Origin of the sequence: Streptomyces sp. NPDC003247, assembly GCF_042888135.1 — a bacterium.
Lineage (GTDB): Bacteria > Actinomycetota > Actinomycetes > Streptomycetales > Streptomycetaceae > Streptomyces.
In genome coordinates, this window is record NZ_JBIAPF010000008.1 from 409,413 (window position 1) to 431,288 (window position 21,876).

At 72.0% G+C, this 21,876-nt stretch carries 21 protein-coding genes; 6 read left to right on the plus strand and 15 right to left on the minus strand.

Features of this window, described 5'->3' with window-relative positions:
- The first annotated feature begins 92 nt into the window (after positions 1 to 92).
- The gene (locus ACFYWQ_RS28060; protein WP_389520005.1) at positions 93 to 1,331 is read left to right on the plus strand and encodes a mannosyltransferase family protein; all 1,239 of its coding nucleotides are present in this window, start codon (positions 93 to 95) and stop codon (positions 1,329 to 1,331) included.
- 239 nt (positions 1,332 to 1,570) lie between these two features.
- The gene (locus tag ACFYWQ_RS28065) at positions 1,571 to 2,575 is read left to right on the plus strand and encodes a phosphatase PAP2 family protein (protein WP_389520007.1); all 1,005 of its coding nucleotides are present in this window, start codon (positions 1,571 to 1,573) and stop codon (positions 2,573 to 2,575) included.
- A gap of 167 nt (positions 2,576 to 2,742) precedes the next feature.
- Here ACFYWQ_RS28065 and ACFYWQ_RS28070 read toward each other — a convergent pair whose 3' ends face one another.
- Positions 2,743 to 2,958 carry an I78 family peptidase inhibitor gene (locus ACFYWQ_RS28070; protein ID WP_389520008.1) on the minus strand — a complete coding sequence of 72 codons (216 nt, stop codon included), beginning with the start codon at positions 2,956 to 2,958 and terminating at the stop codon, positions 2,743 to 2,745.
- A gap of 415 nt (positions 2,959 to 3,373) precedes the next feature.
- On the opposite strand from ACFYWQ_RS28070, the gene ctaD reads away from it, so the two are divergent.
- Entirely contained in the window at positions 3,374 to 5,062 is a 1,689-nt protein-coding gene (ctaD, locus tag ACFYWQ_RS28075) for a cytochrome c oxidase subunit I (protein ID WP_389520010.1), read from the plus strand.
- A 206-nt stretch (positions 5,063 to 5,268) separates the two neighbouring features.
- Here the strand turns inward: ctaD and ACFYWQ_RS28080 are convergent, their stop codons facing one another.
- Positions 5,269 to 6,000, minus strand: coding sequence for a transglycosylase family protein (locus ACFYWQ_RS28080; protein ID WP_389520012.1), 732 nt, complete (start codon positions 5,998 to 6,000; stop codon positions 5,269 to 5,271).
- Positions 6,001 to 6,519: 519 nt separating this feature from the next.
- Here ACFYWQ_RS28080 and ACFYWQ_RS28085 point away from each other — a divergent pair.
- Together ACFYWQ_RS28085 and ACFYWQ_RS28090 are read left to right on the plus strand one after the other, a co-directional pair.
- On the plus strand, positions 6,520 to 7,302 hold the full coding sequence (locus ACFYWQ_RS28085) for a hypothetical protein (RefSeq protein ID WP_389520014.1): 783 nt from the start codon (positions 6,520 to 6,522) through the stop codon (positions 7,300 to 7,302).
- Between the two features lie 155 nt (positions 7,303 to 7,457).
- The gene (locus tag ACFYWQ_RS28090) at positions 7,458 to 7,862 is read left to right on the plus strand and encodes a hypothetical protein (protein ID WP_389520016.1); all 405 of its coding nucleotides are present in this window, start codon (positions 7,458 to 7,460) and stop codon (positions 7,860 to 7,862) included.
- 67 nt (positions 7,863 to 7,929) lie between these two features.
- Here ACFYWQ_RS28090 and der read toward each other — a convergent pair whose 3' ends face one another.
- The 5 genes from der to aroH form a co-directional block, all read right to left on the minus strand.
- Positions 7,930 to 9,408: a ribosome biogenesis GTPase Der gene (gene der / locus ACFYWQ_RS28095; protein WP_389520017.1), complete on the minus strand. Its 1,479-nt coding sequence runs from the start codon at positions 9,406 to 9,408 to the stop codon at positions 7,930 to 7,932.
- Positions 9,409 to 9,529: 121 nt separating this feature from the next.
- A complete protein-coding gene (locus ACFYWQ_RS28100) occupies positions 9,530 to 10,231 on the minus strand; it encodes a lysophospholipid acyltransferase family protein (RefSeq protein ID WP_389520019.1) in 702 nt (233 codons plus the stop codon).
- On the minus strand, positions 10,189 to 10,875 hold the full coding sequence (cmk, locus tag ACFYWQ_RS28105) for a (d)CMP kinase (RefSeq protein ID WP_389520021.1): 687 nt from the start codon (positions 10,873 to 10,875) through the stop codon (positions 10,189 to 10,191). The genes ACFYWQ_RS28100 and cmk overlap by 43 nt, the downstream gene beginning before the upstream one ends.
- Positions 10,876 to 11,276: 401 nt before the next feature.
- Positions 11,277 to 12,362 (minus strand): prephenate dehydrogenase, encoded by a 1,086-nt coding sequence (locus ACFYWQ_RS28110; protein ID WP_389520023.1) that lies wholly within the window; start codon positions 12,360 to 12,362, stop codon positions 11,277 to 11,279.
- Positions 12,359 to 12,721: a chorismate mutase gene (gene aroH, locus ACFYWQ_RS28115; RefSeq protein WP_389520025.1), complete on the minus strand. Its 363-nt coding sequence runs from the start codon at positions 12,719 to 12,721 to the stop codon at positions 12,359 to 12,361. The genes ACFYWQ_RS28110 and aroH overlap by 4 nt, the downstream gene beginning before the upstream one ends.
- Positions 12,722 to 13,020: 299 nt before the next feature.
- On the opposite strand from aroH, the gene ACFYWQ_RS28120 reads away from it, so the two are divergent.
- Positions 13,021 to 13,440 carry a Rieske (2Fe-2S) protein gene (locus ACFYWQ_RS28120; protein WP_389520027.1) on the plus strand — a complete coding sequence of 140 codons (420 nt, stop codon included), beginning with the start codon at positions 13,021 to 13,023 and terminating at the stop codon, positions 13,438 to 13,440.
- A gap of 1 nt (position 13,441) precedes the next feature.
- On the opposite strand, the gene ACFYWQ_RS28125 is transcribed toward ACFYWQ_RS28120, so the two are convergent.
- From ACFYWQ_RS28125 to ald, 8 genes are all read right to left on the minus strand, one after another.
- Entirely contained in the window at positions 13,442 to 14,461 is a 1,020-nt protein-coding gene (locus ACFYWQ_RS28125) for an ADP-ribosylglycohydrolase family protein (RefSeq protein WP_389520029.1), read from the minus strand.
- Positions 14,458 to 15,180, minus strand: coding sequence for an NUDIX domain-containing protein (locus tag ACFYWQ_RS28130; RefSeq protein WP_389520085.1), 723 nt, complete (start codon positions 15,178 to 15,180; stop codon positions 14,458 to 14,460). Before ACFYWQ_RS28130 ends, ACFYWQ_RS28125 begins: the two co-directional genes overlap by 4 nt.
- Before the next feature lie 137 nt (positions 15,181 to 15,317).
- The gene (locus ACFYWQ_RS28135) at positions 15,318 to 16,385 is read right to left on the minus strand and encodes a pseudouridine synthase (protein ID WP_389520031.1); all 1,068 of its coding nucleotides are present in this window, start codon (positions 16,383 to 16,385) and stop codon (positions 15,318 to 15,320) included.
- A gap of 18 nt (positions 16,386 to 16,403) precedes the next feature.
- Complete coding sequence (gene scpB / locus ACFYWQ_RS28140; protein ID WP_389520033.1) at positions 16,404 to 17,060, minus strand: SMC-Scp complex subunit ScpB; 657 nt, start codon at positions 17,058 to 17,060, stop codon at positions 16,404 to 16,406.
- Positions 17,057 to 18,172, minus strand: coding sequence for a segregation and condensation protein A (locus ACFYWQ_RS28145; RefSeq protein WP_389520035.1), 1,116 nt, complete (start codon positions 18,170 to 18,172; stop codon positions 17,057 to 17,059). Before ACFYWQ_RS28145 ends, scpB begins: the two co-directional genes overlap by 4 nt.
- Positions 18,173 to 18,535: 363 nt before the next feature.
- Positions 18,536 to 19,129 carry a hypothetical protein gene (locus ACFYWQ_RS28150; RefSeq protein ID WP_389520037.1) on the minus strand — a complete coding sequence of 198 codons (594 nt, stop codon included), beginning with the start codon at positions 19,127 to 19,129 and terminating at the stop codon, positions 18,536 to 18,538.
- Entirely contained in the window at positions 19,114 to 20,250 is a 1,137-nt protein-coding gene (locus ACFYWQ_RS28155; RefSeq protein WP_389520039.1) for a ParA family protein, read from the minus strand. The genes ACFYWQ_RS28150 and ACFYWQ_RS28155 overlap by 16 nt, the downstream gene beginning before the upstream one ends.
- Before the next feature lie 421 nt (positions 20,251 to 20,671).
- Positions 20,672 to 21,796, minus strand: coding sequence for an alanine dehydrogenase (gene ald / locus ACFYWQ_RS28160; protein WP_389520041.1), 1,125 nt, complete (start codon positions 21,794 to 21,796; stop codon positions 20,672 to 20,674).
- Between the last annotated feature and the right edge of the window lie 80 nt (positions 21,797 to 21,876).

Genomic DNA, 21,876 nt, shown 5'->3' on the forward strand with positions numbered 1-21,876 from the left:
CCGGGCAACCCGTGTGGCGTACACCACTCTTTCCAGCGTCCCGGGCGTCCCGGCGCGCCCCGCCCCGGCGCGCCCGGCCGATAATCGGGCCCGTGACCGATCTTGGAACGCGCGGGGCGCTCCCCGGCTCCGCGGCCCTGCGCCGGGCGGCCCCGGCCCTGGCGGGGTACGCGGCCGTCCGCGCCCTGGGGCTGCTCGCCCTCGCCGTGTGGAGCGCCGCGCGGGACAAGAGCGCGTACACGTTGTTGACGGCACGCTGGGACGCGCTGTGGTACACGCGGGTCGCCGAGCTGGGGTACGGCTACGAGGTGCGTCTGCCCCACGGTGACGTGCACTCCGACCTGGCCTTCTTCCCGCTGCTGCCGTGGCTGGAGCGCCTGCTGCACGCGGTGACGCCGCTGTCGTACGCCGCGGCCGGTCTCGTCGTCTCCCTGGTCGCCTCGCTCGCCGCGGCCTGGGGGATCTTCGCGGTCGCCGACCTGCGGTACGGGCGCCGGGCGGGCGTCTGCGCGGTGCTGCTCTGGGCGGTGCTGCCGGTCGGGGTGGTGCAGTCGATGGCGTACAGCGAGTCGCTGTTCACCGCGCTCGCCGCCTGGTCGCTGTACGCGGTGCTCACCGGCCGCTGGGTGAGCACGGGCGTGCTGGCGGCGCTGGCGGGCCTGACCCGGCCGGTGGGGCTCGCCGTGGTCGCGGCGGTGTGGACGGCCGGTGCGCTCTCGTTCGGGGGACACCGGAGCGCGGAGCTTGTGGAGAGCGCGCGTATGGAGGTGCGCGCCCCTCGGCCTTCCCCCCACCCCCTCACCCAGCGTGAACGCACCATCAGGGGCGCACATAGGACGAGACGCGCCCTCGGTCTTCTCCTCGCCCCCCTCGGGACGGCCGGCTACGTCCTCTGGGTGGGCCACCGCACCGGCCGGGGCCCCCTCGGCTATCTCGACGTCCAGGCGGGCTGGCGCAACGGCTTCGACGGCGGGTACGCCTTCGCCCTCTTCATCATGGACAAGTTCACGTCAATTCCATCGGCCGCCGCCGGGCTGGCACTGATCGCCGGCGTGGCCCTGCTCCTCCTGCTGTACGCCGTCTGCCTACGGCAGCGCCAGCCGCTTCCGCTGCTGGTGTACACGGGTGCGGTCCTGGCGCTCGCGCTGTGCGCGTCGAGTTACTTCGGCTCGAAACCCCGTCTGCTGCTGCCCGCGTTCCCCCTGCTCTTCCCCCTCGCCCTGACCCTCGCCCGGTGGCGGGCGCCGCGGTCCGCGCTGGTGGTGACGGGTCTCGCGGTGGCGTCGGCGCTCTACGGGGCGTGGTGGCTGAACGGCTCCGGTCCCCCATGATCGACTCCGTACCGTCAGTGAGCGCGCAGTGAATGGAGGGGCCGCCATTCGGTGAACCCATTCATAAGTTCCCTAAAACTACCCCCCAGAATGATCAAAGGAATTGAAGGGAACGGCACGGGCGGATTGCGGAATCCGGAGGAATAAGGGCCGCCCTGAGAGCAATCCCACATCACATCGTCATCACAAACCCGTGGATTCGGCCGAGAACTGAGCTCACTCGCTGTAACGTCGATTGGGTGCGTACCGAACAAAACCTCACCCGTCTGGACCGGGTGTTCGCCAGGCTGGACCGCGAGCCGGAACGGCCGACCCACATCGACGTGCCGAGGATGAGCAGGCACCGGGTCGCGCTGTTCGCCGCGACCTTCGCCTTCTACCTGGCGATCGTGTGGCTCGTGGTGATCACCTCGTGGCTGGTCCGCCTCGACTGGCAGGTCATGTTCTTCCGGCCCTACCAGCAGTGGTCGGAAATCCACTGGTTCGTCGACTACTACGTGGTCCTCGGCCAGCGCGGCCCGACCGCCGTGATGGTGGCCGCCTGGCTCGGCTGGAGATCCTGGCGCCAGCACACCCTGCGCCCGCTCCTCACCCTCGGCACCTCACTGCTGCTGCTGAACGTCACCGTCGGCGCCGCGAAGATCGGCATGGGCCGCCTCGGACCGCACTACGCCACCACCATCGGCTCGAACGAGATGGGTCTGGGCGGCGATATATTCCCCAGCGGCCACACCGCCAACGCGGTCGTGACCTGGGGAATCCTGGCCTATCTGGCCTCCACGCCGAGAGCCCGCCGCTGGCTGTCCGCCCTCTCCGCGGTCACCTCCCTCGGCGTCGGGCTGGCCACGGTCTACCTCGGTACGCACTGGCTGAGCGACGTGGTCCTCGGCTGGGCCGCCGGTCTGCTGATCCTGCTGGCACTGCCCTGGTTCGAGCCGCTGATCGCCCGCGCCGAGGCATGGGTCCTCGCCCTGCGCGACCACTGGCGCGACCGCAGCGCCGGTCCGGTGCCCGTGCCCGCCCCGGTCCCGGTGCCCGTACCGCTCAAGCCGCGCGCCGCGGCCCAGGACGAGACCACCGCGGCCCGCTCCCCGCGGACGCCGGTCTACCTCGCCCCCGGCCCGCACACGGTCCGCTCGGAGCGCACCCCGGTCACCCCCGTCGGCAGCCGCCGCCCACCGCACGCCGACCGGCTGCCGCGCGGTACGACCACGTCCACGGCCCGCCCGCTGACCGGCGGCTGACCGGCCGCGGGGCTTCCCGGTACGCACAGACCCGCCCCGCTCCGCACCCCGAGGGCCCCGGCTCCTGTCCCCCAGGAGCCGGGGCCCTCGTCGTCGCGGCGCGGCGGACGCGGCAGGCCTGCGAAGGGACACGGTGGAGGCGCGACGGAAACCCCGCCGGACCTCTCTCAGCCCTTCCAGGCCCGGCTGACGCGCCCGCCCCGCACCTCGAAGTTCAGCCGGCCCACCCGGTACTCCATGGTGATGACCGTCCCGGGCTCCAGCGAGCGCACGGTCGACCACCCCCGTTCCCGGGCGAGCCGCTCGGCGCGCGCCGCCTCGAGGCCGACATATCCGTCCGGATCGTCCTGGGGCTCCGCCTGCGGAGCGGGAATCGGTGCCATACCGCCACGCTAGGCCGAGGAGGCCGTCCCCGGAACCCCGGAACGGAGATGTGGATCACTCCGGTCACACTTCTGTCACAGGATCACGACAGGCGTTTCGGTGTATGTCCGTCACACGTACGAGCGGTTCACTACGCCTTCCGCGCGCATTCGAACGTAATTCCCGCGTGTCGTCCGGACCCCTCGAATAACCCGTCGGAAAGTTCCCGGAGAACCGTCCCCGGAACCCGTTCCATTCCCCTCCCGCACCGCACCGCGAGAGCTCTCATTCCATAGGAAATGCACTGTTCCCCCACACGACCTCCGCACGCCCCCTGTCGGTGCGAGCGGGGGCGCGAGCATCATGGCGGCGACCGGCGGGCACCCGTGCGGCGCGGGCGGCGGCGGGCCCGGGGCGACGAGCGAAGGGCTAGGGATGGGGACGGAGACCGTACCGGGGACGGCACGAGCCGTGCGGGCCAGGCGGCGCGGCCGGGTGGTCGTCGACTGGCTGACCACCACCGACCACAAGAAGATCGGGCACCTCTACCTCATCACGTCGTTCGCGTTCTTCCTGGTCGGTGGGGTGATGGCGTTGATCATGCGGGCCGAGCTGGCCCGGCCCGGACTCCAGATCGTCGACAACGACCAGTTCAACCAGCTCTTCACCCTGCACGGCACGATCATGCTGCTGCTCTTCGCGACGCCGAGCTTCGCGGGGTTCGCCAACGAGCTGATGCCGTTGCAGATCGGCGCCCCGGACGTGGCCTTCCCCCGGCTGAACATGCTCTCGTACTGGCTGTTCCTGTTCGGCGGTCTGATCGTGCTGGGCTCGCTGCTGATCCCGGACGGGCCGGCCGCCTTCGGCTGGTTCGCCTACGCGCCGCTCAACGACGCCGCCCACTCCCCCGGCCTCGGCCCGGACCTGTGGATCATGGGCCTGGCACTGGCCGGGTTCGGCACGATCCTCGGCGCGGTCAACTTCATCGCCACCATCATCGGGATGCGCGCGCCCGGCATGACGATGTTCCGGATGCCGATCTTCACCTGGAACACGCTGTTCACGTCGATCCTGATCCTGATGGCGTTCCCGGTGCTCGCGGCGGCGCTGCTGGTGCTGGAGTCGGACCGGCGGTTCGGCTCGCAGGTGTTCCAGGCGGACAACGGCGGCGCGCTGCTGTGGCAGCACCTCTTCTGGTTCTTCGGGCACCCCGAGGTGTACATCATCGCGCTGCCGTTCTTCGGGATCATCACGGAGATCCTCCCGGTCTTCAGCCGCAAGCCGATCTTCGGCTACCTCACGCTGGTCGGGGCGACGATGGCGATCACCGGCCTCTCGGTGGTGGTGTGGGCCCACCACATGTTCGCGACCGGCGCCGTGCTGCTGCCGTTCTTCTCCTTCATGTCGTTCCTGATCGCGGTGCCGACGGGGGTGAAGTTCTTCAACTGGACCGGCACCATGCTGAAGGGGTCGGTGTCCTTCGAGACACCGATGCTGTGGGCGACGGGCTTCCTGGTGACGTTCCTCTTCGGCGGCCTGACCGGGGTGATCCTGGCGTCGCCGCCGATGGACTTCCACGTCACCGACTCGTACTTCGTGGTGGCGCACTTCCACTACGTCGTCTTCGGCACCGTCGTCTTCGCGATCTTCGCGGGGTTCTACTTCTGGTGGCCGAAGTTCACCGGCAAGCTCCTCGACGAGCGGCTCGGCAAGATCCAGTTCTGGACGCTGTTCGTCGGCTTCCACACCACGTTCCTGGTGCAGCACTGGCTGGGCGCGGAGGGCATGCCCCGCCGGTACGCGGACTACCTGGCCGCGGACGGCTTCACCACCCTGAACACCGTCTCCACGATCGGCGCGTTCCTGCTCGGCCTGTCGACGCTGCCGTTCCTCTACAACGTCTGGAAGACCGCCAAGTACGGCCGGAAGGTCGAGGTCGACGACCCCTGGGGCTACGGCCGCTCCCTGGAGTGGGCGACCTCCTGCCCGCCGCCCCGGCACAACTTCACCGCGCTGCCCCGGATCCGCTCGGAGTCCCCGGCGTTCGACCTGCACCACCCGGAGTACGCGGCCGGGATCCCGCAGCCCGAGCCGAAGAAGCACCAGGCCCGCGGGTCGTCCTGACCGTCCCGGGCACGGTCCGTACGCGGGGGCGGAAAGGGGCCTGGGGGGGCGCGGCCGCGCCCCGCCCTTCCCCGCCCTTCTCCGCCCTTCCCCGCCCTTCCCCGCCCTTCCCCGCCCTTCTCCGCCCTTCTCCGTCCTTCCCGCACGACGGCGGGCTGCCCCGCCCGGCGGTTCGTACCGGGTGGGGCCGTCGGCGCGGGGCCGGGTCAGAGGTTCAGGCGCAGGCCCGGCATGATCAGATCGGGATTTCCGCCGATGGCGGCCCGGTTGGCGGCGTAGATCCGCTGCCAGGTGGTGCCGTGCCGGGCGGCGACGGTGCTGAGCGTGTCCCCCGCGCGGACCGTGTAGTCGCCGCCGGAGCCACCGCGGGAGGCGCGGTCCGCCGAGCGGCCGGACGCCGTCGCCGACGTCTCCCCGGAGCCTCCTGCGGACGAGCCGGACCCGGTCGAGCCCGATGCCGACGAACCCGACGTCGACGAGCCCGACTTGGTCTCGCCGGACGACGTCGAGGAGCCCGAGCCGGACGTAGGAGCGTCAGGTGCGCCGCCGGACGCCCCGGCGCGCGCCGAGCAGGTGGGCCACGCGCCCCACCCCTGCGCCCGCTGGACCTCGGTGGCGACGGAGATCTGCTGCTCCCGGGTGGCCCGGTCGGCGGTGGGGGCGTAGGCGGTGCCGCCGTGCGCGCGCCAGGTGGAGGCGGAGAACTGGAGCCCGCCGTAGTAGCCGTTGCCGGTGTTGATGTGCCAGTTGCCGCCGCTCTCGCACTGGGCGATGCGGTCCCACACCCCGCTGTCCGCCGCCGCGGCGTTGCCCGTCGCGGCCAGCAGGCCGAGGGGGGCGAGAAGCGCCGCCCCGGTGAGGACAGCCGTGGTCCGCGCCTTGCCGGCGCGGGTGTCGACGCGGTGGTCGACGCGGGTGTTGTCGGCACATTCGGACATGAAGATCCCTCTCTACGGACCCGGGCTCCCCCCGAACGGGGCGCGAACGTCCGCGCGGTCGCGCGGCCGTCGTGCTCCGTCCCGTCCGCCGGCGGTCGTGCTGCGCGCTGTCTGGCTCTGCGCGGCCGACGGACGTACCCGAGCGGTGCTCTGTGCACACGGCGGAGGAATGTAGGGATTTTGACGAACCGTTATCAAGCAACATCCCGTTGCTCCAGGCCAGTTGCCTGTTACCGCCGGTAGCAACGAAATCCAGCCACCCACTTCATACGCCGATTTCAGGATTTGTCGACCTGCGCCCTCGACGGACTGTGGCCCACCTCACGGAACCAACTTCCCTACGGCACTTCGGACTTGACAGTGAGTGTCCGATTCCGCACAGGTCGTGACCGTACGCGCAGGGCGATGCGATTCCGTTCACCGGGCAGCGTGACCCTGGCCACAGATCGCCCGTTGTCTTCTTCATGAGCCGGGAGCCACCCGGCCCCGCCAACGCACCGCATTCCGAGGGAGTCACCCGTGCCGCGCATGCTCGACGTCAGCGACGAGGTACGCGCCGAGATCGGCGACGAAGAAGCCAACCGGCTGCTCGCCGGAGAGAACGCCCCGGGCAGTTACGACTGCACGTCCTGCCGCACCCCGGGCGACTCCGAGCACGAGCGCACCAGCACCGTCCTGTTCATCGGGGACGAGACCGCGGTCCTCGCCTTCGCCCACGCCACCTGCCTGCCCTCCCAGGTCGTCCAGGTGACCGAGGAGCAGCTCCAGGGGGCCGTGCGCTCGATCAGCGGCGACACCGTCGACCTGGACCCCGCGAAGGTCGTGCCCGAGCAGGCCGTGCTGGGCGTCACCAGCGGACTCGTCCTGATCGCGGGAGAGCTGCACCCGGCCCTGGTCGTCGAGCCGACCTCCCCCATCGCGCGCCCCGGCACGACGGGCGCCGGCGACGACTTCCTGCCGCTCCTCATCGAGCAGGGCTTCATGCCGCTGACCGAGCTGTCCGAGGTGCCGCCGGTGCAGCACGGCTGGTCGGTGCTGCTGGCGATGGGCCAGCTGCACGCGGTGCTCCAGCCCTCGGCGAGCGGCGGCCAGCCGGTCGCGTGGTGGCAGGCGCACCAGCCGCTCCAGGTGACGGAAGGGTGGCGGGCGGCCGCCAACAAGCACCAGCAGGTGCTGATGTTCGCGGCACCGGTGGGGTCGATCGGCCGCCAGCCGCGGGAGGACCTGCTGCGGGACGCGCTGGACAAGGCGGCGGCGGGCGGCAAGCTGGTCGGGGCGGCGCTGCCCCTCGCGGGCACCTGAGCACCACCGCGACGGGGAACTGCCGGCGGCCGGAGGCCGCGGACGGTCCGCGGCCCGTCGCGTCCGCGCGGCGGGCCGCCCATCGACGCGGCCGCACGCTCCTTCGGGGCGCCGCCCGGCCGCATCCCTTCCCGTCCGGCCTCGTTTGGACATACGTGCACACCTACGACGTTCCGCGCCGCCAGGCCTACCAGTCGCTCCCGTCCGCGCGGCCGGTACACGAACCCCAGGGCGGCCCCTCGGCCACACCGATCTACGACGCGCTCTACGCCGAGTACGTCAAGTCGTTCCGTTCACTGCCCGGGGACCGCAGCGGGGAGGACGATCTGGGGTTCACGGCCTTCGGGAACATCCCGCACAGTACGGGGTCGTTCAGCAGCGCGTACACCAGCACCTACAGCGCCTACAGCGCGGGCGCGCACAGTGCGCGCAGCGGGCTCGGGCAGCAGTCGCAGTGGCAGCGGGTCGGGCCGCTCGGTCCGGTGGGCCGGCAGCACGCGCCCTCGGGAACGCACCACGTCCCGGCGGCCCTGCCCCCGGCGCCGCGAAGAGGCCTGTGAGCACGGCGGTCCACAGGACGTCCGGAGGGCGGCACCCCGTTGCGGGTGCCGCCCTCCGGACGTCGTGTCACTTCTTCTTGCCGCGCTTCTCGCGCACCCGCACCGAGATGTGGATCGGGGTGCCCTCGAAGCCGAACTCCTCCCGCAGCCGGCGCTCGACGAACCGCCGGTAGCCCGCCTCGATGAAGCCGGAGGCGAACAGCACGAACCGCGGCGGCTTGGTGCCGGCCTGGGTGCCGAAGAGGATGCGCGGCTGCTTGCCGCCCCGGATCGGGTGCGGGTGGGCCGAGACCAGCTCACCGAGGAAGGCGTTCAGACGGCCGGTGGGGACCCGGGTCTCCCAGCCGTTCAGAGCCGTCTCGATCGCGGGGACCAGCTTCTCCATGTGCCGTCCGGTGCGCGCCGAGACGTTCACCCGGGGCGCCCAGGAGACCTGGGCCAGCTCGGTCTCGATCTCCCGCTCCAGGTAGTAGCGGCGCTCCTCGTCGAGGGTGTCCCACTTGTTGTAGGCGAGGACGATCGCGCGGCCCGCCTCGACCGCCATGGTGACGATGCGCTGGTCCTGGACCGAGATGGTCTCGGAGGCGTCGATCAGGATGACGGCGACCTCGGCCTTCTCGACGGCGGCCGCGGTCCGCAGCGAGGCGTAGTAGTCGGCGCCCTGCTGGAGGTGGACCCGCTTGCGGATGCCGGCCGTGTCGACGAACTTCCAGGTGACGCCGCCCAGCTCGATCAGCTCGTCGACCGGGTCACGGGTGGTGCCCGCCAACTCGTTGACGACGACGCGCTCCTCGCCGGCGACCTTGTTCAGCAGCGAGGACTTGCCGACGTTCGGACGGCCGATGAGCGCGATACGGCGGGGGCCGCCGACCACCGTGCCGAAGCTCTGCTCGGGCGCCTCCGGCAGCGCCTCCAGGACGGCGTCCAGCATGTCGCCGGTGCCGCGGCCGTGCAGCGCGGAGACGGGGTGCGGTTCGCCCAGGCCCAGGTTCCACAGGTAGGCCGCGTCGGCCTCGCCGCTGGGGCCGTCGACCTTGTTGGCGCACAGCACGACCGGCTTGCCGGCCTTGCGCAGCAGACGGACGACCGCCTCGTCGGTGTCGGTGGCTCCGACCTTGGCGTCGACGACGAAGACGACGGCGTCGGCGGCCTCGATCGCGTACTCGGCCTGCGCGGCGACGGAGGCGTCGATACCGAGGACGTCCTGCTCCCAGCCGCCGGTGTCGACGACCTTGAAGCGGCGGCCCGCCCACTCGGCCTCGTAGGTGACGCGGTCCCGGGTGACGCCGGGCTTGTCCTCGACGACGGCCTCGCGGCGCCCGATGATCCGGTTCACCAGGGTCGACTTGCCGACGTTCGGGCGGCCGACGACGGCGAGCACGGGCAGCGGCCCGTGACCGGCCGCCTCGATGGCGCCCTCGACGTCCTCGAGATCGAAGCCCTCGACCGCGGCGAGCTCCATGAACTCCGCGTACTCGGCGTCGCCGAGCGCCCCGTGATCGTGCTCGAAGGCGTCCGAGCCGTCGGGCTGGATGTGGTCGTTCATGAAGTCCGTACCTCGTCGTTCATTCGTGGTGGTCGGTGGACCGCCCGTTTTCCCCGGTCGGTCCACTACTCGGTGTCGCCGGCGCCCGTGCGGGTGCCCGGCGTTCTCGGCCCGCTGCCCGCTAGTCCCCGGCCGTCCGCCGGCCGGTGAGCCGTCTGGCGTGCTCCAGGTGCGCGGCCAGGTGCTTCTGGATGCGCTCGGTCGCCTCGTCCAGCGCCTTGCGCGTACGCCGTCCGCTGCCGTCGCCCGCCTCGAACGGGTCTCCGAAGACGACGTCGACGCGGGAGCGCAGCGGGGGCAGCCCCTTCATCAACCGTCCGCGCCGCTCGGAGCTTCCCAGAACGGCGACGGGAACGATCGGCGCCCCGCTGCGCACCGCGAAGTAGGCGAGGCCGGCGCGCAGGGAGGCGAAGTCGCCCTCGCCCCGGGTGCCCTCCGGGAAGATCCCCAGGACCCCGCCGCTCTCCAGCACGCCCAGCGCGCGGGTGATCGCCGTGCGGTCGGTGGTGTCGCGGTCCACCTTCAGCTGGCCGATCCCGGTCAGGAAGGGGTCGAGGGGGCCGACGAACGCCTCCTTCTTGATCAGGAAGTGCGTCGGCCGGGGCGCCACGCCCATCACCATCGGGCCGTCGATGTTGTGGGAGTGGTTGACGGCGAAGATCACCGGGCCGGCCGCCGGCACCTTCCAGGCCCCCAGCACCCGCGGCCGCCACAGCCCGTACATCAGGCCGACGCCGATGCGCCGCCCGACCTCCGCGCCCCGCTCGGAAGGCAGCTCGCTCACCGCGCGGCCCGCTTCTCCTCGACGAGGGTGACGACGCACTCGATGACCTGGGCCAGCGTCAGCTCGGTGGTGTCCACCTCGACGGCGTCGTCCGCCTTGGCGAGCGGCGAGGTCTTGCGGGAGGAGTCGGCCGCGTCGCGCTTGATCAGCGCCTCGCGGGTGGCGTTGACGTCCGCGCCCTTCAGCTCGCCGCTGCGGCGGGCGGCGCGGGCCTCGGGCGAGGCGGTGAGGAAGATCTTCAGGTCGGCGTCCGGCAGCACGGTGGTGCCGATGTCACGCCCCTCGACGACGATCCCGCGCTCGGCCGAGGCCGCCAGCGACCGCTGGAGCTCCGTGATCCGGGTCCGCACCTCGGGGACCGCGCTGACCGCGCTCACCCGGGAGGTGACCTCCTGGGTACGGATCGGCCCGGACACGTCGGTGCCGTCCACCGTGATCGTCGGGTCCAGCGGGTCGGTGCCGGAGACGATCTCCGGCTTGCCCGCGACGGCGGCGATCGCCGAGGGGTCCTCGATGTCGATCCCGTTGTGCACCATCCACCACGTGATCGCCCGGTACTGCGCCCCGGTGTCCAGGTAGCTCAGGCCGAGCTGCGAGGCCACGGCCTTCGACGTGCTCGACTTGCCCGTTCCGGAGGGGCCGTCGATGGCGACAATCACGGGCTGGGCGGCGCCGTTTTCCACGGGGGGACACCTTCCTGGTGCGAGGCGGTGGGCTGCGGGGCGACACTGTGCCCCGCACAAGGTTACTGGGTGCGGGTCACTCGTCCGGCCGCACAGGGGCCGACGGCACCACGGAGCACCTCCCTGGCGAGGGCCGACGCCTCTCCCCGCCCGACGGCACCTTCCCGGCGAAGGCCGACGCCCCCACCCGCCCGACGGCACCTCCCGGCGAAGGCCGACGCCCCCACCCGCCCGACGGCACCTCCCGGCGGAGGACGACGCCTTCCCCCGCCCGACGGCACCTTCCCGGCGAGGGCTCGCATCTCCAGCCCGTCCGGCGTTTGAGGACGAGGCCCGTTCAGGGCCGAAGCGGGGGCCCGGGGGCGGCAGCCCCCGGCGAGGCGGTCCGGCAGGCAGGGCCCCTACTGCCGGATCGCCCAGCCCCGCTCCCGCAACGCCGCCGCCAGCACCACCGCGCTCTTCGGCTCGACCATCAACTGCACCAGACCGGCCTGCCGTCCCGTCGCGTGCTCGATCCGCACGTCCTCGATGTTGACCCCGGCCAGCCCCGCGTCGGCGAAGATCCGGGCCAGCTGCCCGGGCTGGTCGTCGATCAGCACCGCGACGACCTCGTACACCCGCGGCGCGGACCCGTGCTTGCCGGGGACGCGGACCTGCCCGGCGTTGCCGCGGCGCAGGACGGACTCGATGCCGTCGGCGCCCGTGCGGCGCTTGTCGTCGTCGGCGGACTGGAGGGCCCGCAGCGCCCGGACCGTCTCCTCCAGGTCGGCGGCGACGTCGGTGAGCAGGTCGGCGACCGGCCCGGGGTTCGCGGACAGGATGTCGATCCACATCCGGGGGTCGGAGGCGGCGATGCGGGTCACGTCCCGGATGCCCTGGCCGCACAGCCGTACGGCGGCCTCCTCGGCGTGCTCCAGGCGGGCGGCGACCAGGCTGGACAGCAGGTGGGGCATGTGGGAGACCAGGGCGACCGCCCGGTCGTGGGCGTCCGCGTCCATGACGACGGGGACGGCCCGGCAGTGCGAGACCAGTTCCAGGGCGAGGTTGAGCACCTCGGTGTCGGTGTCCCGGGTCGGGGTGAGCACCCACGGGCGGCCCTCGAAGAGGTCGCCGCTCGCGGCCAGCGGTCCGGACTTCTCGCGGCCCGACATGGGGTGCGTGCCGAGGTAGGCCGAGAGGTCGAGGCCGAGGGCCTCCAGCTCGCGGCGCGGTCCGCCCTTGACGCTGGCCACGTCGAGGTAGCCGCGGGCCACTCCCCGGCGCATGGCGTCGGCGAGCACGCCGGCGACATGGGCGGGCGGGGCGGCGACGATCGCGACGTCGACGGGACCGTCGGGGGCCTCGTCGGTGCCGGCGCCCAGCGCGGCCGCCGTACGGGCCTGTTCGGGGTCGTGGTCGTCCAGGTGGACGACGACGCCGCGCTGGGCGAGGGCCAGGGCCGCGGAGGTTCCGATGAGCCCGGTTCCGATGACGAGCGCGGTCCTCACTGGGCGATGTCCTTGCGCAGGGCCGCGGCGGCACCGAGGTAGACGTGGTCGATGTCGGCGCGGGACCGGTCGGACTCGATGTGCGCGAGGACGCGGACCACCCGCGGCATGGCGCCCCGGATGTCGAGTTCCTGGGCGCAGATCAGCGGGACGTCGACGATGCCGAGCTTGCGGGCCGCGGCCGCCGGGAAGTCGCTGTGCAGGTCGGGCGTGGCCGTGAACCAGATGCTGATCAGGTCGTCGGCGCCGAGGGAGTTCCGCTCCATGATGGCGGTGAGCAGGGCCCCGACCTGCTCGTCCATGTGTCCGGCCTCGTCCCGCTCCAGCTGGACCGCTCCCCGGACCGCTCGTACCGCCACGGCACCGCTCCTTGTTTCCCGTACGTTTCGGCTCTTCGCGTCCAGCGTAGTCAGGCCGGGCCCCGGCGGTGTGCCGCGCCCGCCCGCTGAGACGGCGTGCGCGGGGGCGATGTCTCGATACGCCGCCGCACGCCGGGCGTGGATCTGACAGGCCGCAGGAGTGTTTTGTGGCAGTCTTTCCTGAATCGCCGATCCCGCATCGCCGATCCCGCATCGCTGATCCCCTGGGGCCGTCCGTACCCGGACACCGTCGGCCGGCCCCCTCGCCTCTGGTTCTTCCGCATCCTCGGAGTGACGACATGACCCACACCGCCTCGCGCCGGACGGTTCTCCTCGCGACGGGCGCGGCGGCGCTCGCCGTCGGCTGCAGCGACAACGACGACAACGGCGGCTCCGCCTCCGCCACCACGTCCTCGGCCGCGGTGGGCGACGCCCAGGTGCTGGCGCGGACGGCCGACATCCCCGTCGGCGGCGGCAAGATCTTCAAGGACGAGAAGGTCGTCGTCACGCAGCCGACCGAGGGGGACTTCAAGGCGTTCTCGGCGGTCTGCACCCACCAGGGGTGCACGGTCGCCAGCGTCGCCGACGGCACCATCAACTGCCCCTGCCACCGGAGCAGCTTCAAGATCTCCGACGGCGCGCCGACCGGCGGCCCGGCGACCACCCCCCTGCCCGCCGAGCGGATCACGGTCCAGGGCGACAGCATCGTGCTGGCGTAGGTCAGAGGTCCCAGAGCGCCCCGAGGGTCACCAGTTCCCCGCCGTACTCGATCCGGTCCGCCCACTGCGTCGGCCACGCCTCGGCTCCGGCGTGGGCGCCCGCGAAGGCGCCCGCCAGGCAGGCGACGGAGTCGGAGTCGCCGGACGAGCAGGCGGCCCGGCGCAGGGCGGTGACCGGCTCGTCGGGGAAGAGCAGGAAGCAGAGCAGACCGGTCGCCAGGGCCTCCTCGGCGATCCAGCCCTCCCCCGTGGCCAGGCAGGGGTCGGTCTCGGGCGAGGGGGCGCGCAGGGCGTCCCGGAGGCGCTCCAGGACGGCCAGGCACTCGTCCCAGCCGCGCGCGATGAAGTGCTCGGGGGTCGGGTCCTGGCTCCGGGTCCACAGGTCGCCGAGCCAGCGCTCGTGGTAGCGGGTCCGGTTCTCCAGGGCGTACGAGCGCAGCAGTCCGACCAGCCCCGTCGGCTCGGCGCCCTGGGTGAGCAGCCGTACGGCGTGGGCGGTGAGGTCGGAGGCGGCGAGCGCGGTGGGGTGGCCGTGGGTGAGGGCGGCCTGGAGCTGGGCGGCGCCGGCGCGCTGCTCGTCGCTGAGGCCGGGGGCGAGGCCGAGGGGGGCGACGCGCATGTTCGCGCCGCAGCCCTTGGAGTGGATCTGGCTGGCGTCCTGCCAGGGGCGGTCGCTCTGCAACAGGCCGCACGCCTGGAGACACGTGCGTCCTGGTGCACGGTTGTTCTCGGGCGAGCGGTACCAGTCGATGAACTCCTCGCGCACCTGCCGCTCGAAGGACTCCGGGGTGAGCGATCCGCGGTCCATGGCGGCCCGCAGCCCCCGTCCCAGCGCCAACGTCATCTGAGTGTCGTCGGAGACACGTGCCGGCGTGGCCAGTTCCAGCGTCCGCCAGGGCCCGTACCAGTCAGTGATCTTCTGCACGCCGATGAACTCGGTGGGGAACCCGAGCGCGTCCCCCAGCGCGAGGCCCACCAGGGACCCGGTCGCGGCGCGTTTCCTGACGGTGGTGGTGGTCATGCGGGGCGTCCTTCCCGGGGCGGTCGCAGCAGCGGCGGGTGGAGGGTGGTGGCGGTGCCGGCGCGGTAGAGGGCGGCCGGTTTGCCGCGGCCGCCGGTCAGGCGTGCGGCGCCGCCGGGGACGGGCTCGACGAAGCCCTGGGTGGCGAGCACCTTGCGGCGGAAGTTGGGCCGGTCCAGGCCCGTGCCCCACACGGTCTCGTAGACCCGCTGGAGCTCGCCGAGCGTGAACTCGGGCGGGCAGAAGGCGGTGGCGAGGCAGGTGTACTCGAGTTTGGCGCCGACCCGGTCGTGGGCGTCGGCCAGGATCCGGTCGTGGTCGAAGGCGAGCGCCCGCACGTGGTCGTACGGCTGCCAGCGGGCCTGGGCCGCGTCGCCGCCGCCGTGCGGTTCGGGCGCGTCGGGCAGCAGTGCGGCGAAGGCGACGGAGACGACCCGCATCCGCGGGTCGCGGCCGGGTTCGCTGTAGGTGCGCAGCTGCTCCAGGTGGAGTCCGGAGACGTCCGTGAGGCCGGTCTCCTCGGCGAGTTCGCGCCGGGCCGCGGTCTCGGCGGACTCGTCCGGCAGCAGGAACCCGCCGGGGAGGGCCCACCGGCCGGCGTACGGCTCCTGCCCGCGCTCGACGAGCAGGACGTGCAGTGCGCCCGCGCGCAGGGTGAGGACGGCGAGGTCGACGGTGACGGCGAAGGGTTCGAAGGCGTACTTGTCGTAGCCCTGCATCCACCCCACCCCCTTAATAGTCTTGAAGACTATAAACCGCCCGGGGGTGCGGGCACAAGAAAGCGGCCGGTCCGGAGATCCCGGACCGGCCGCTCAACGGGGGCGCGACGCGGCGCCCTACAGCTCGGCTTCCTGCGTCACAGCTCGACTTCCTGCATCAGCATGCCGACCTCGGTGTTCGACAGCCGCCGCAGCCAGCCCGACTTCTGGTCGCCCAGGGTGATCGGGCCGAAGGCCGTGCGCACCAGCTTGTCGACCGGGAAGCCGGCCTCCGCCAGCATGCGGCGCACGATGTGCTTGCGGCCCTCGTGCAGGGTGACCTCGACGAGGTAGTTCTTGCCGGTCTGCTCCACGACGCGGAAGTGGTCCGCGCGCGCGTACCCGTCCTCCAGCTGGATGCCGTCCTTGAGCTTCTTGCCCAGGTCGCGCGGGATGGGGCCGACGATGTGCGCGAGATAGACCTTCTTCACGCCGTACTTGGGGTGGGTCAGCCGGTGCGCCAGCTCGCCGTGGTTGGTGAGCAGGATGACGCCTTCGGTCTCGGTGTCGAGCCGGCCGACGTGGAAGAGCCGCGTCTCCCGGTTGGTGACGTAGTCGCCGAGGCACTGCCGGCCCTCGGTGTCCTCCATCGTCGAGACGACACCGGCGGGCTTGTTCAGCGAGAAGAACTGGTACGACTGCGTCGCGACGGTCAGGCCGTCGACCTTGACCTCGTCCTTCTCCGGGTCGACCCGCTTGCCCTGCTCCAGGACGATCTCGCCGTTGACCTCGACCCGCGCCTGTTCGATCAGCTCCTCGCAGGCGCGCCGGGAGCCGTAGCCCGCGCGGGCGAGGACCTTCTGGAGCCGCTCGCCCTCCTGCTCGGCGCCCGGGAAGGTCTTCGGCAGCTTGATGTCCTTCTTGCCCGCGTACCGCTCGCGGTTGCGCTCCTCGGTCCGCGTCTCGTACTCGCGCGAGCGCGCCGGAGCCGTACGGCCGCCCTGCTGGGGCCTCTTCGGGCCGCCCTTGGCGCCGCCGCGGGCCGCGCCGCCGCGCCCCGACTTCGGGCCGTCCGGGGAGGCGCCGGGGCCCACGTCGTAGCGGCGCTCCTCGGGGCGGGGCTTGCGGGGACGGCCCTGGCCCTGCTTCTGGTCCCTGTCGTTGCCGGCTCCGCGGTAGTTACCGCGCCCACCGCTCTTGCCGCTACCGCTGCCGCTGCTTCGCATCAAAGTTCCGTCGTTGTCCTAATCGGGCATGTCCGTCGGGGGACCGTCGTCCGGCTCCGGGGCGTCCGGATCGAACGACGGTACGCCTTCCTGGGTCTCGGCCTCGATCGCCTCCGCCTCCGGGAGGAAGGGCGCGAGCTCCGGGAGCTCGTCCAGACCGCGCAGGCCCATCCGCTCCAGGAAGTAGTTCGTCGTCCCGTACAGGATCGCACCTGTTTCGGGTTCCGTGCCCGCCTCCTCGACCAGTCCGCGCTGGAGGAGGGTGCGCATCACACCGTCGCAGTTCACTCCGCGCACCGCGGAGACCCGGCTGCGGCTGACCGGCTGGCGGTAGGCGACGACGGCGAGGGTCTCCAGCGCGGCCTGGGTGAGCCGGGCCTGCTGCCCGTCCAGGACGAAGCGCTCGACGGCCGGGGCGTACTCGGCGCGGGTGCAGAACCGCCAGCCGCCGGCCACGAACCGCAGCTCGAAGCCGCGCCGCTGCACGGTGTACTCGTCGGCCAGCTCGCGCAGGGCGTCTGCGACCTGTCGGCGCGGGCGCTCCACGATCTTCGCGAGGTGCTCCTCGGTCGCGGGCTCGTCCACCACCATCAGGACGGCTTCCAGGGCGGGCTTGAGGTCGAGGTCCGCGACGGTGTCCGTCGCGGCCGGGCCCCCGGCGGTCTCCTCGCTCACGGTTTCCTCTCCTTCTCCGGCTCCTCGGGCGGCCGGTCGAACTCGTCGGTCACCCTCGGTGCCTCGTCGCCCTCCCCGCCCGTCCAGCGCACGAGCAGCTCGCCGAGCGCGCTCTCCTGGTCGAGGGCGACGGCCTTCTCCCGGTACAGCTCCAGCAGGGCCAGGAAGCGCGCCACGACGGTGAGGGTGTCGCCGGTGTCCTCGACGAGCGTGCGGAAGCTGACCTCGCCGAGCTCGCGCAGCCGCGCGACCACGATCCCGGCCTGCTCCCGCACGCTGACCAGGGGCGCGTGAATGTGGTCGACGTACACCTGCGGCTTGGCCCTGGGCTGCATCGCCTTGACCGCGAGCTTCGCGAACCCTTCCAGGCCGATGCTGATGACGACCTCGGGCAGCAGTTCGGCGTGGTGCGGTTCGAGGCCGACGGTACGGGGGTGGCGGCGGGCCTCCGCGAGGAGCCTGCCGTGGAAGATGTCGGCGACCTGCTTGTAGGCGCGGTACTGGAGCAGCCGGGCGAACAGCAGGTCGCGGGCCTCCAGCAGCGCCAGGTCCGCCTCGTCCTCGACCTCCGCCTGGGGCAGCAGCCGGGCCGCCTTCAGGTCGAGCAGCGTCGCGGCCACGACCAGGAACTCGGTCGTCCGGTCGAGGTCCCAGTCCGGCCCCATGGCCCGGATGTACGCCATGAACTCGTCGGTGACCTTCGACAGCGCGACCTCGGTGACGTCCAGCTTGTGCTTGGAGATCAGCTGGAGGAGCAGGTCGAACGGGCCCTCGAAGTTGGCGAGCCGAACCTGGAAGACCCCGCCGGCCCCTGCCGCTCCGGCATCCGCCCCGCCCGCCCCGGGCCGCCGCCCGCCCGCCTCCGCCCCGGCATCCTCGCCCGCGACACTCCCGACCCGCCCCTCGGCCCCCGGCACGACGTCTCCCGAGCCGGTGATCCGGGCCGGTACGTCGGCATCCGGTCGGGAGGCACCCTGCGCGACGGCCTCCGGCGCGACGGTCCCAGCGGACCCGTCAGCCTCTGGCCCGGCAGCCTCCGGTCCGACGGTCCCAGCGGACCCGTCCGCCTCTGGCCCGGCGGCCTCGGCCCGCCCGTCCGCGCCCTGCGCCACGCTTTCAGCCGGCCCGTCCGCACCCTGCGCGACGCTCTCCGCCCGCCTGTCCGCCCCCGGCCCGTCCGCCCCCGGCCCGGCGGCCTCCACCCAGGCCGCCGTCCCCCCGGCATGCGCGGCCTCGGGCTCCGGCGGGTCGACCGGTACGGGCGGTGCAGACGGTCCAGGCGGTACCGGCTGTGCGGCCGGCACTGGCGGTACCGACGGTTCGGGCGATCGGGCGGGTCCCGTCACCGCTTCGGGCCGCGGCCCGTTCGCGCCCGGTCCTCGTCCCAGCGCACGCCGACGGCCACCGGCTGCGGAGCCGGAGCCGGAGCCGGAAGCGGGAACGTCCTTCGAGGTCATGGCCCCCGCAGGCTACCGCTACCGCCCGCGCAGCCGTCGTACGAGGATGCTGGCGTCCCCGCGGGTCTCCAGGTCGGCGAGGACGACGGCGACCGCCTCGCGGACGATGCGGCCGCGGTCGACGGCGAGTCCGTGCTCACCGCGGAGCACCAGACGCGCGTGTTCGAGGTCCATCAGCTCCTCGGCGGAGACGTACACCGTGATCTTCTCGTCGTGCCGCTCCCGGCCGCTGGGCCGGCGCGCGGACGACCGCCCGCGCTTGCGCGGCTGGGCGTCCGCGGCTGCGGCGGCCGCCGCGGCAGAGCCTGCCGGCGCCTCCTGGCGCCGCGCGGAGCGCTCCGCGCCGGCGATCCGGCTGCGGGACTCACCGGCGTCGGCCCGCTCGGTGTCCGCCGCCACGTGCTCGGCACCCTCGCCGTCGCCGCCCTGCGCGGGCACCGCCTGCGGCACGTCCTCGCCGGAGGCGGCCGCCACCGCGTCGCTCTCGCCCGCCGGCGCGGGCACCCGGGCCTCGCCGTTGGCCTGGCGCCGGGGTGCGGACGGCTGGAGCGCCGTCCCCCCTGTCGTACGGAAGAGTTCGTCGGCCCCCGGCAGACTCACTCGGCGTGACACCGGGCGAGCACCTCCCTGGCGAGCTGGCGGTAGGCGGCGGCGCCGACGGAGTTGGAGGCGTACGTGGTGATCGGCTCACCGGCGACCGTGGTCTCCGGGAAGCGGACCGTGCGCCCGATGACCGTGTGGTAGACGTGGTCGTCGAACGCCTCGACGACCCGCGCGAGCACCTCACGGCTGTGCACGGTGCGCGAGTCGTACATGGTGGCCAGGATCCCGTCGAGTTCCAGCTCCGGGTTGAGCCGTTCCTGGACCTTCTCGATGGTCTCGGTCAGCAGCGCCACACCGCGCAGGGCGAAGAACTCGCACTCCAGCGGGACGATCACCTTGTGCGCGGCGGTCAGCGCGTTGACCGTGAGCAGACCGAGCGAGGGCTGGCAGTCGATGACGATGTAGTCGTAGTCGTCCATCAGCGGCTTGAGGGCACGCTGGAGCGTGGACTCACGGGCGACCTCGGAGACCAGCTGGACCTCGGCGGCGGACAGGTCGATGTTGCTGGGCAGCAGGTCCATGTTGGGGACCGCCGTCTTCAGGAGCACCTCGTCCGCGGACATGCCCCGCTCCATGAGCAGGTTGTAGACGGTGAGGTCGAGCTCCATCGGGTTGACGCCGAGACCGACCGACAGCGCGCCCTGCGGGTCGAAGTCCACGAGCAGCACCCGGCGTCCGTACTCCGCGAGCGCGGCACCCAGGTTGATGGTCGACGTGGTCTTGCCGACGCCGCCCTTCTGGTTGCACATCGCGATGATCGTCGCGGGACCGTGGTTCGTCAGCGGTCCCGGGATCGGGAAGTACGGCAGCGGGCGACCGGTCGGGCCGATGCGCTCGCGGCGCTGGCGGGCAGCGTCGGGCGCGAGCGTGGCCGCGTACTCCGGGTCGGGCTCGTACTCGGCGTCGGGGTCGTAGAAGTGCCCGTCGGGCAGTTCGTCGTAGTCGGCGAAATGGTTGTGGGGCGCGCCACTTCCGTCGCCGGCCATGGCGTTCACGTGATGGCCATCCATGCTCTGGTGTGCTGACAGAGCCGTATGGGGGCTTCTCTGGCTCTGATGGGCTGCGAAGGTTCGGACAGCGACGGAGCCGACAGCCTCGAGCCCCGTGGAGCCCTGGCCCCGCGTAGGCATTCCTGGTTGACCACCCCCGGGAGCAAATGTCGACTCATTCACAAGTCGTCTTACCTCCTTGGTGACCAGGAAACTTCTAGACAAGGTCAGCGTGGCACCATGCCGACGGTTGGCGACTCTATGGCGTGTCGGGCGTCCGCAGCAACACAATCCGCCGGACCCGGCCCGATGTGTCGGCAATGAAACATCCCGCTGTCAAGGGCGTACGGCCGTCGCACAGCAGGTTTCACCGGGGTGCGAATCGGTCGAACAGTTACGTTCGAGGCGAGTTGTCCGAGCATCGCAAAGTGACCATACACACATCCGGCCGGACCTTGTCGGGCAAGGTCCGGCCGGGTGCGCGCGGTTGACGCGCCGAGTTGACGTATCGCCTTTACGAAAAGGTGACTTGGCCGTGCGGCGAGGTGCCCGGTGGGCGGGATCAGCCGAGGAGCGAGTCGAGTTCCACGTGCTCCAGGCCGTGCGCCTCGGCGACCTCGCGGTAAACGACCTTGCCGTCATGGGTGTTGAGGCCCCGGGCCAGCGCGGCGTCGCGGCGCAGCGCCTCCGCCCAGCCCTTGTTCGCGAGTTCGACGATGTAGGGCAGGGTCGCGTTGGTGAGCGCGTAGGTGGAGGTGTTGGGGACCGCGCCGGGCATGTTGGCGACGCAGTAGAAGATCGATTCGTGGACCTGGAAGGTCGGCTCGGCGTGGGTGGTCGGCCGGGAGTCCTCGAAGCAGCCGCCCTGGTCGATCGCGATGTCGACAAGGACACTTCCCGGCTTCATGCGCGAGACGAGTTCGTTGGTGACCAGCTTCGGGGCCTTGGCACCCGGGATGAGGACGGCGCCGATGACGAGGTCGGCCTCGAGGCAGGCCTTCTCCAGCTCGAAGGCGTTGGAGACGACCGTCTGGATCTTCGTGCCGAAGATCTTGTCCGCCTCCTTGAGCTTGTTGATGTCCCTGTCGAGCAGGGTCACCTGGAAGCCCATGCCGATGGCGATCTGGGCGGCGTTCCAGCCGGAGACGCCACCGCCGATGACGACGGCCTTGGCGGCCAGCACACCCGGGACACCGCCGGGCAGGACACCGCGCCCGCCGTTGGCGCGCATCAGGTGGTAGGCGCCGACCTGCGGGGCGAGCCGGCCCGCGACCTCGGACATCGGGGCGAGCAGCGGCAGCGCGCGGTTCGCCAGTTCCACGGTCTCGTAGGCGATCGCCGTGGTGCCGGACTCCAGCAGGGCGTCCGTGCACTCCTTGGAGGCGGCCAGGTGCAGGTAGGTGAAGAGCGTCTGGTCCTTGCGGAGGCGGTGGTACTCCTCGGCGATGGGCTCCTTGACCTTCAGCAGCAGGTCGGCGGCGGCCCACACCTCGTCGGCCGTCTCCAGGATCTGCGCGCCGGCGGCCAGGTACTCGTCGTCCGTGATCGACGAGCCGACACCGGCGTTGCGCTCGACGACGACCTGGTGGCCGTGGCGCACCAGCTCGTGCACACCGGCGGGGGTGATGGCCACCCGGAACTCGTTGTTCTTGACCTCGCGGGGGATGCCGACCTTCACGTCGATCACGGTCCTTGGCTCAGAGGGTGTGGGGGTATAGCAGCAGATACCCGGAGGCAACGGGCACACCGGGATACACCGCAGGAGAA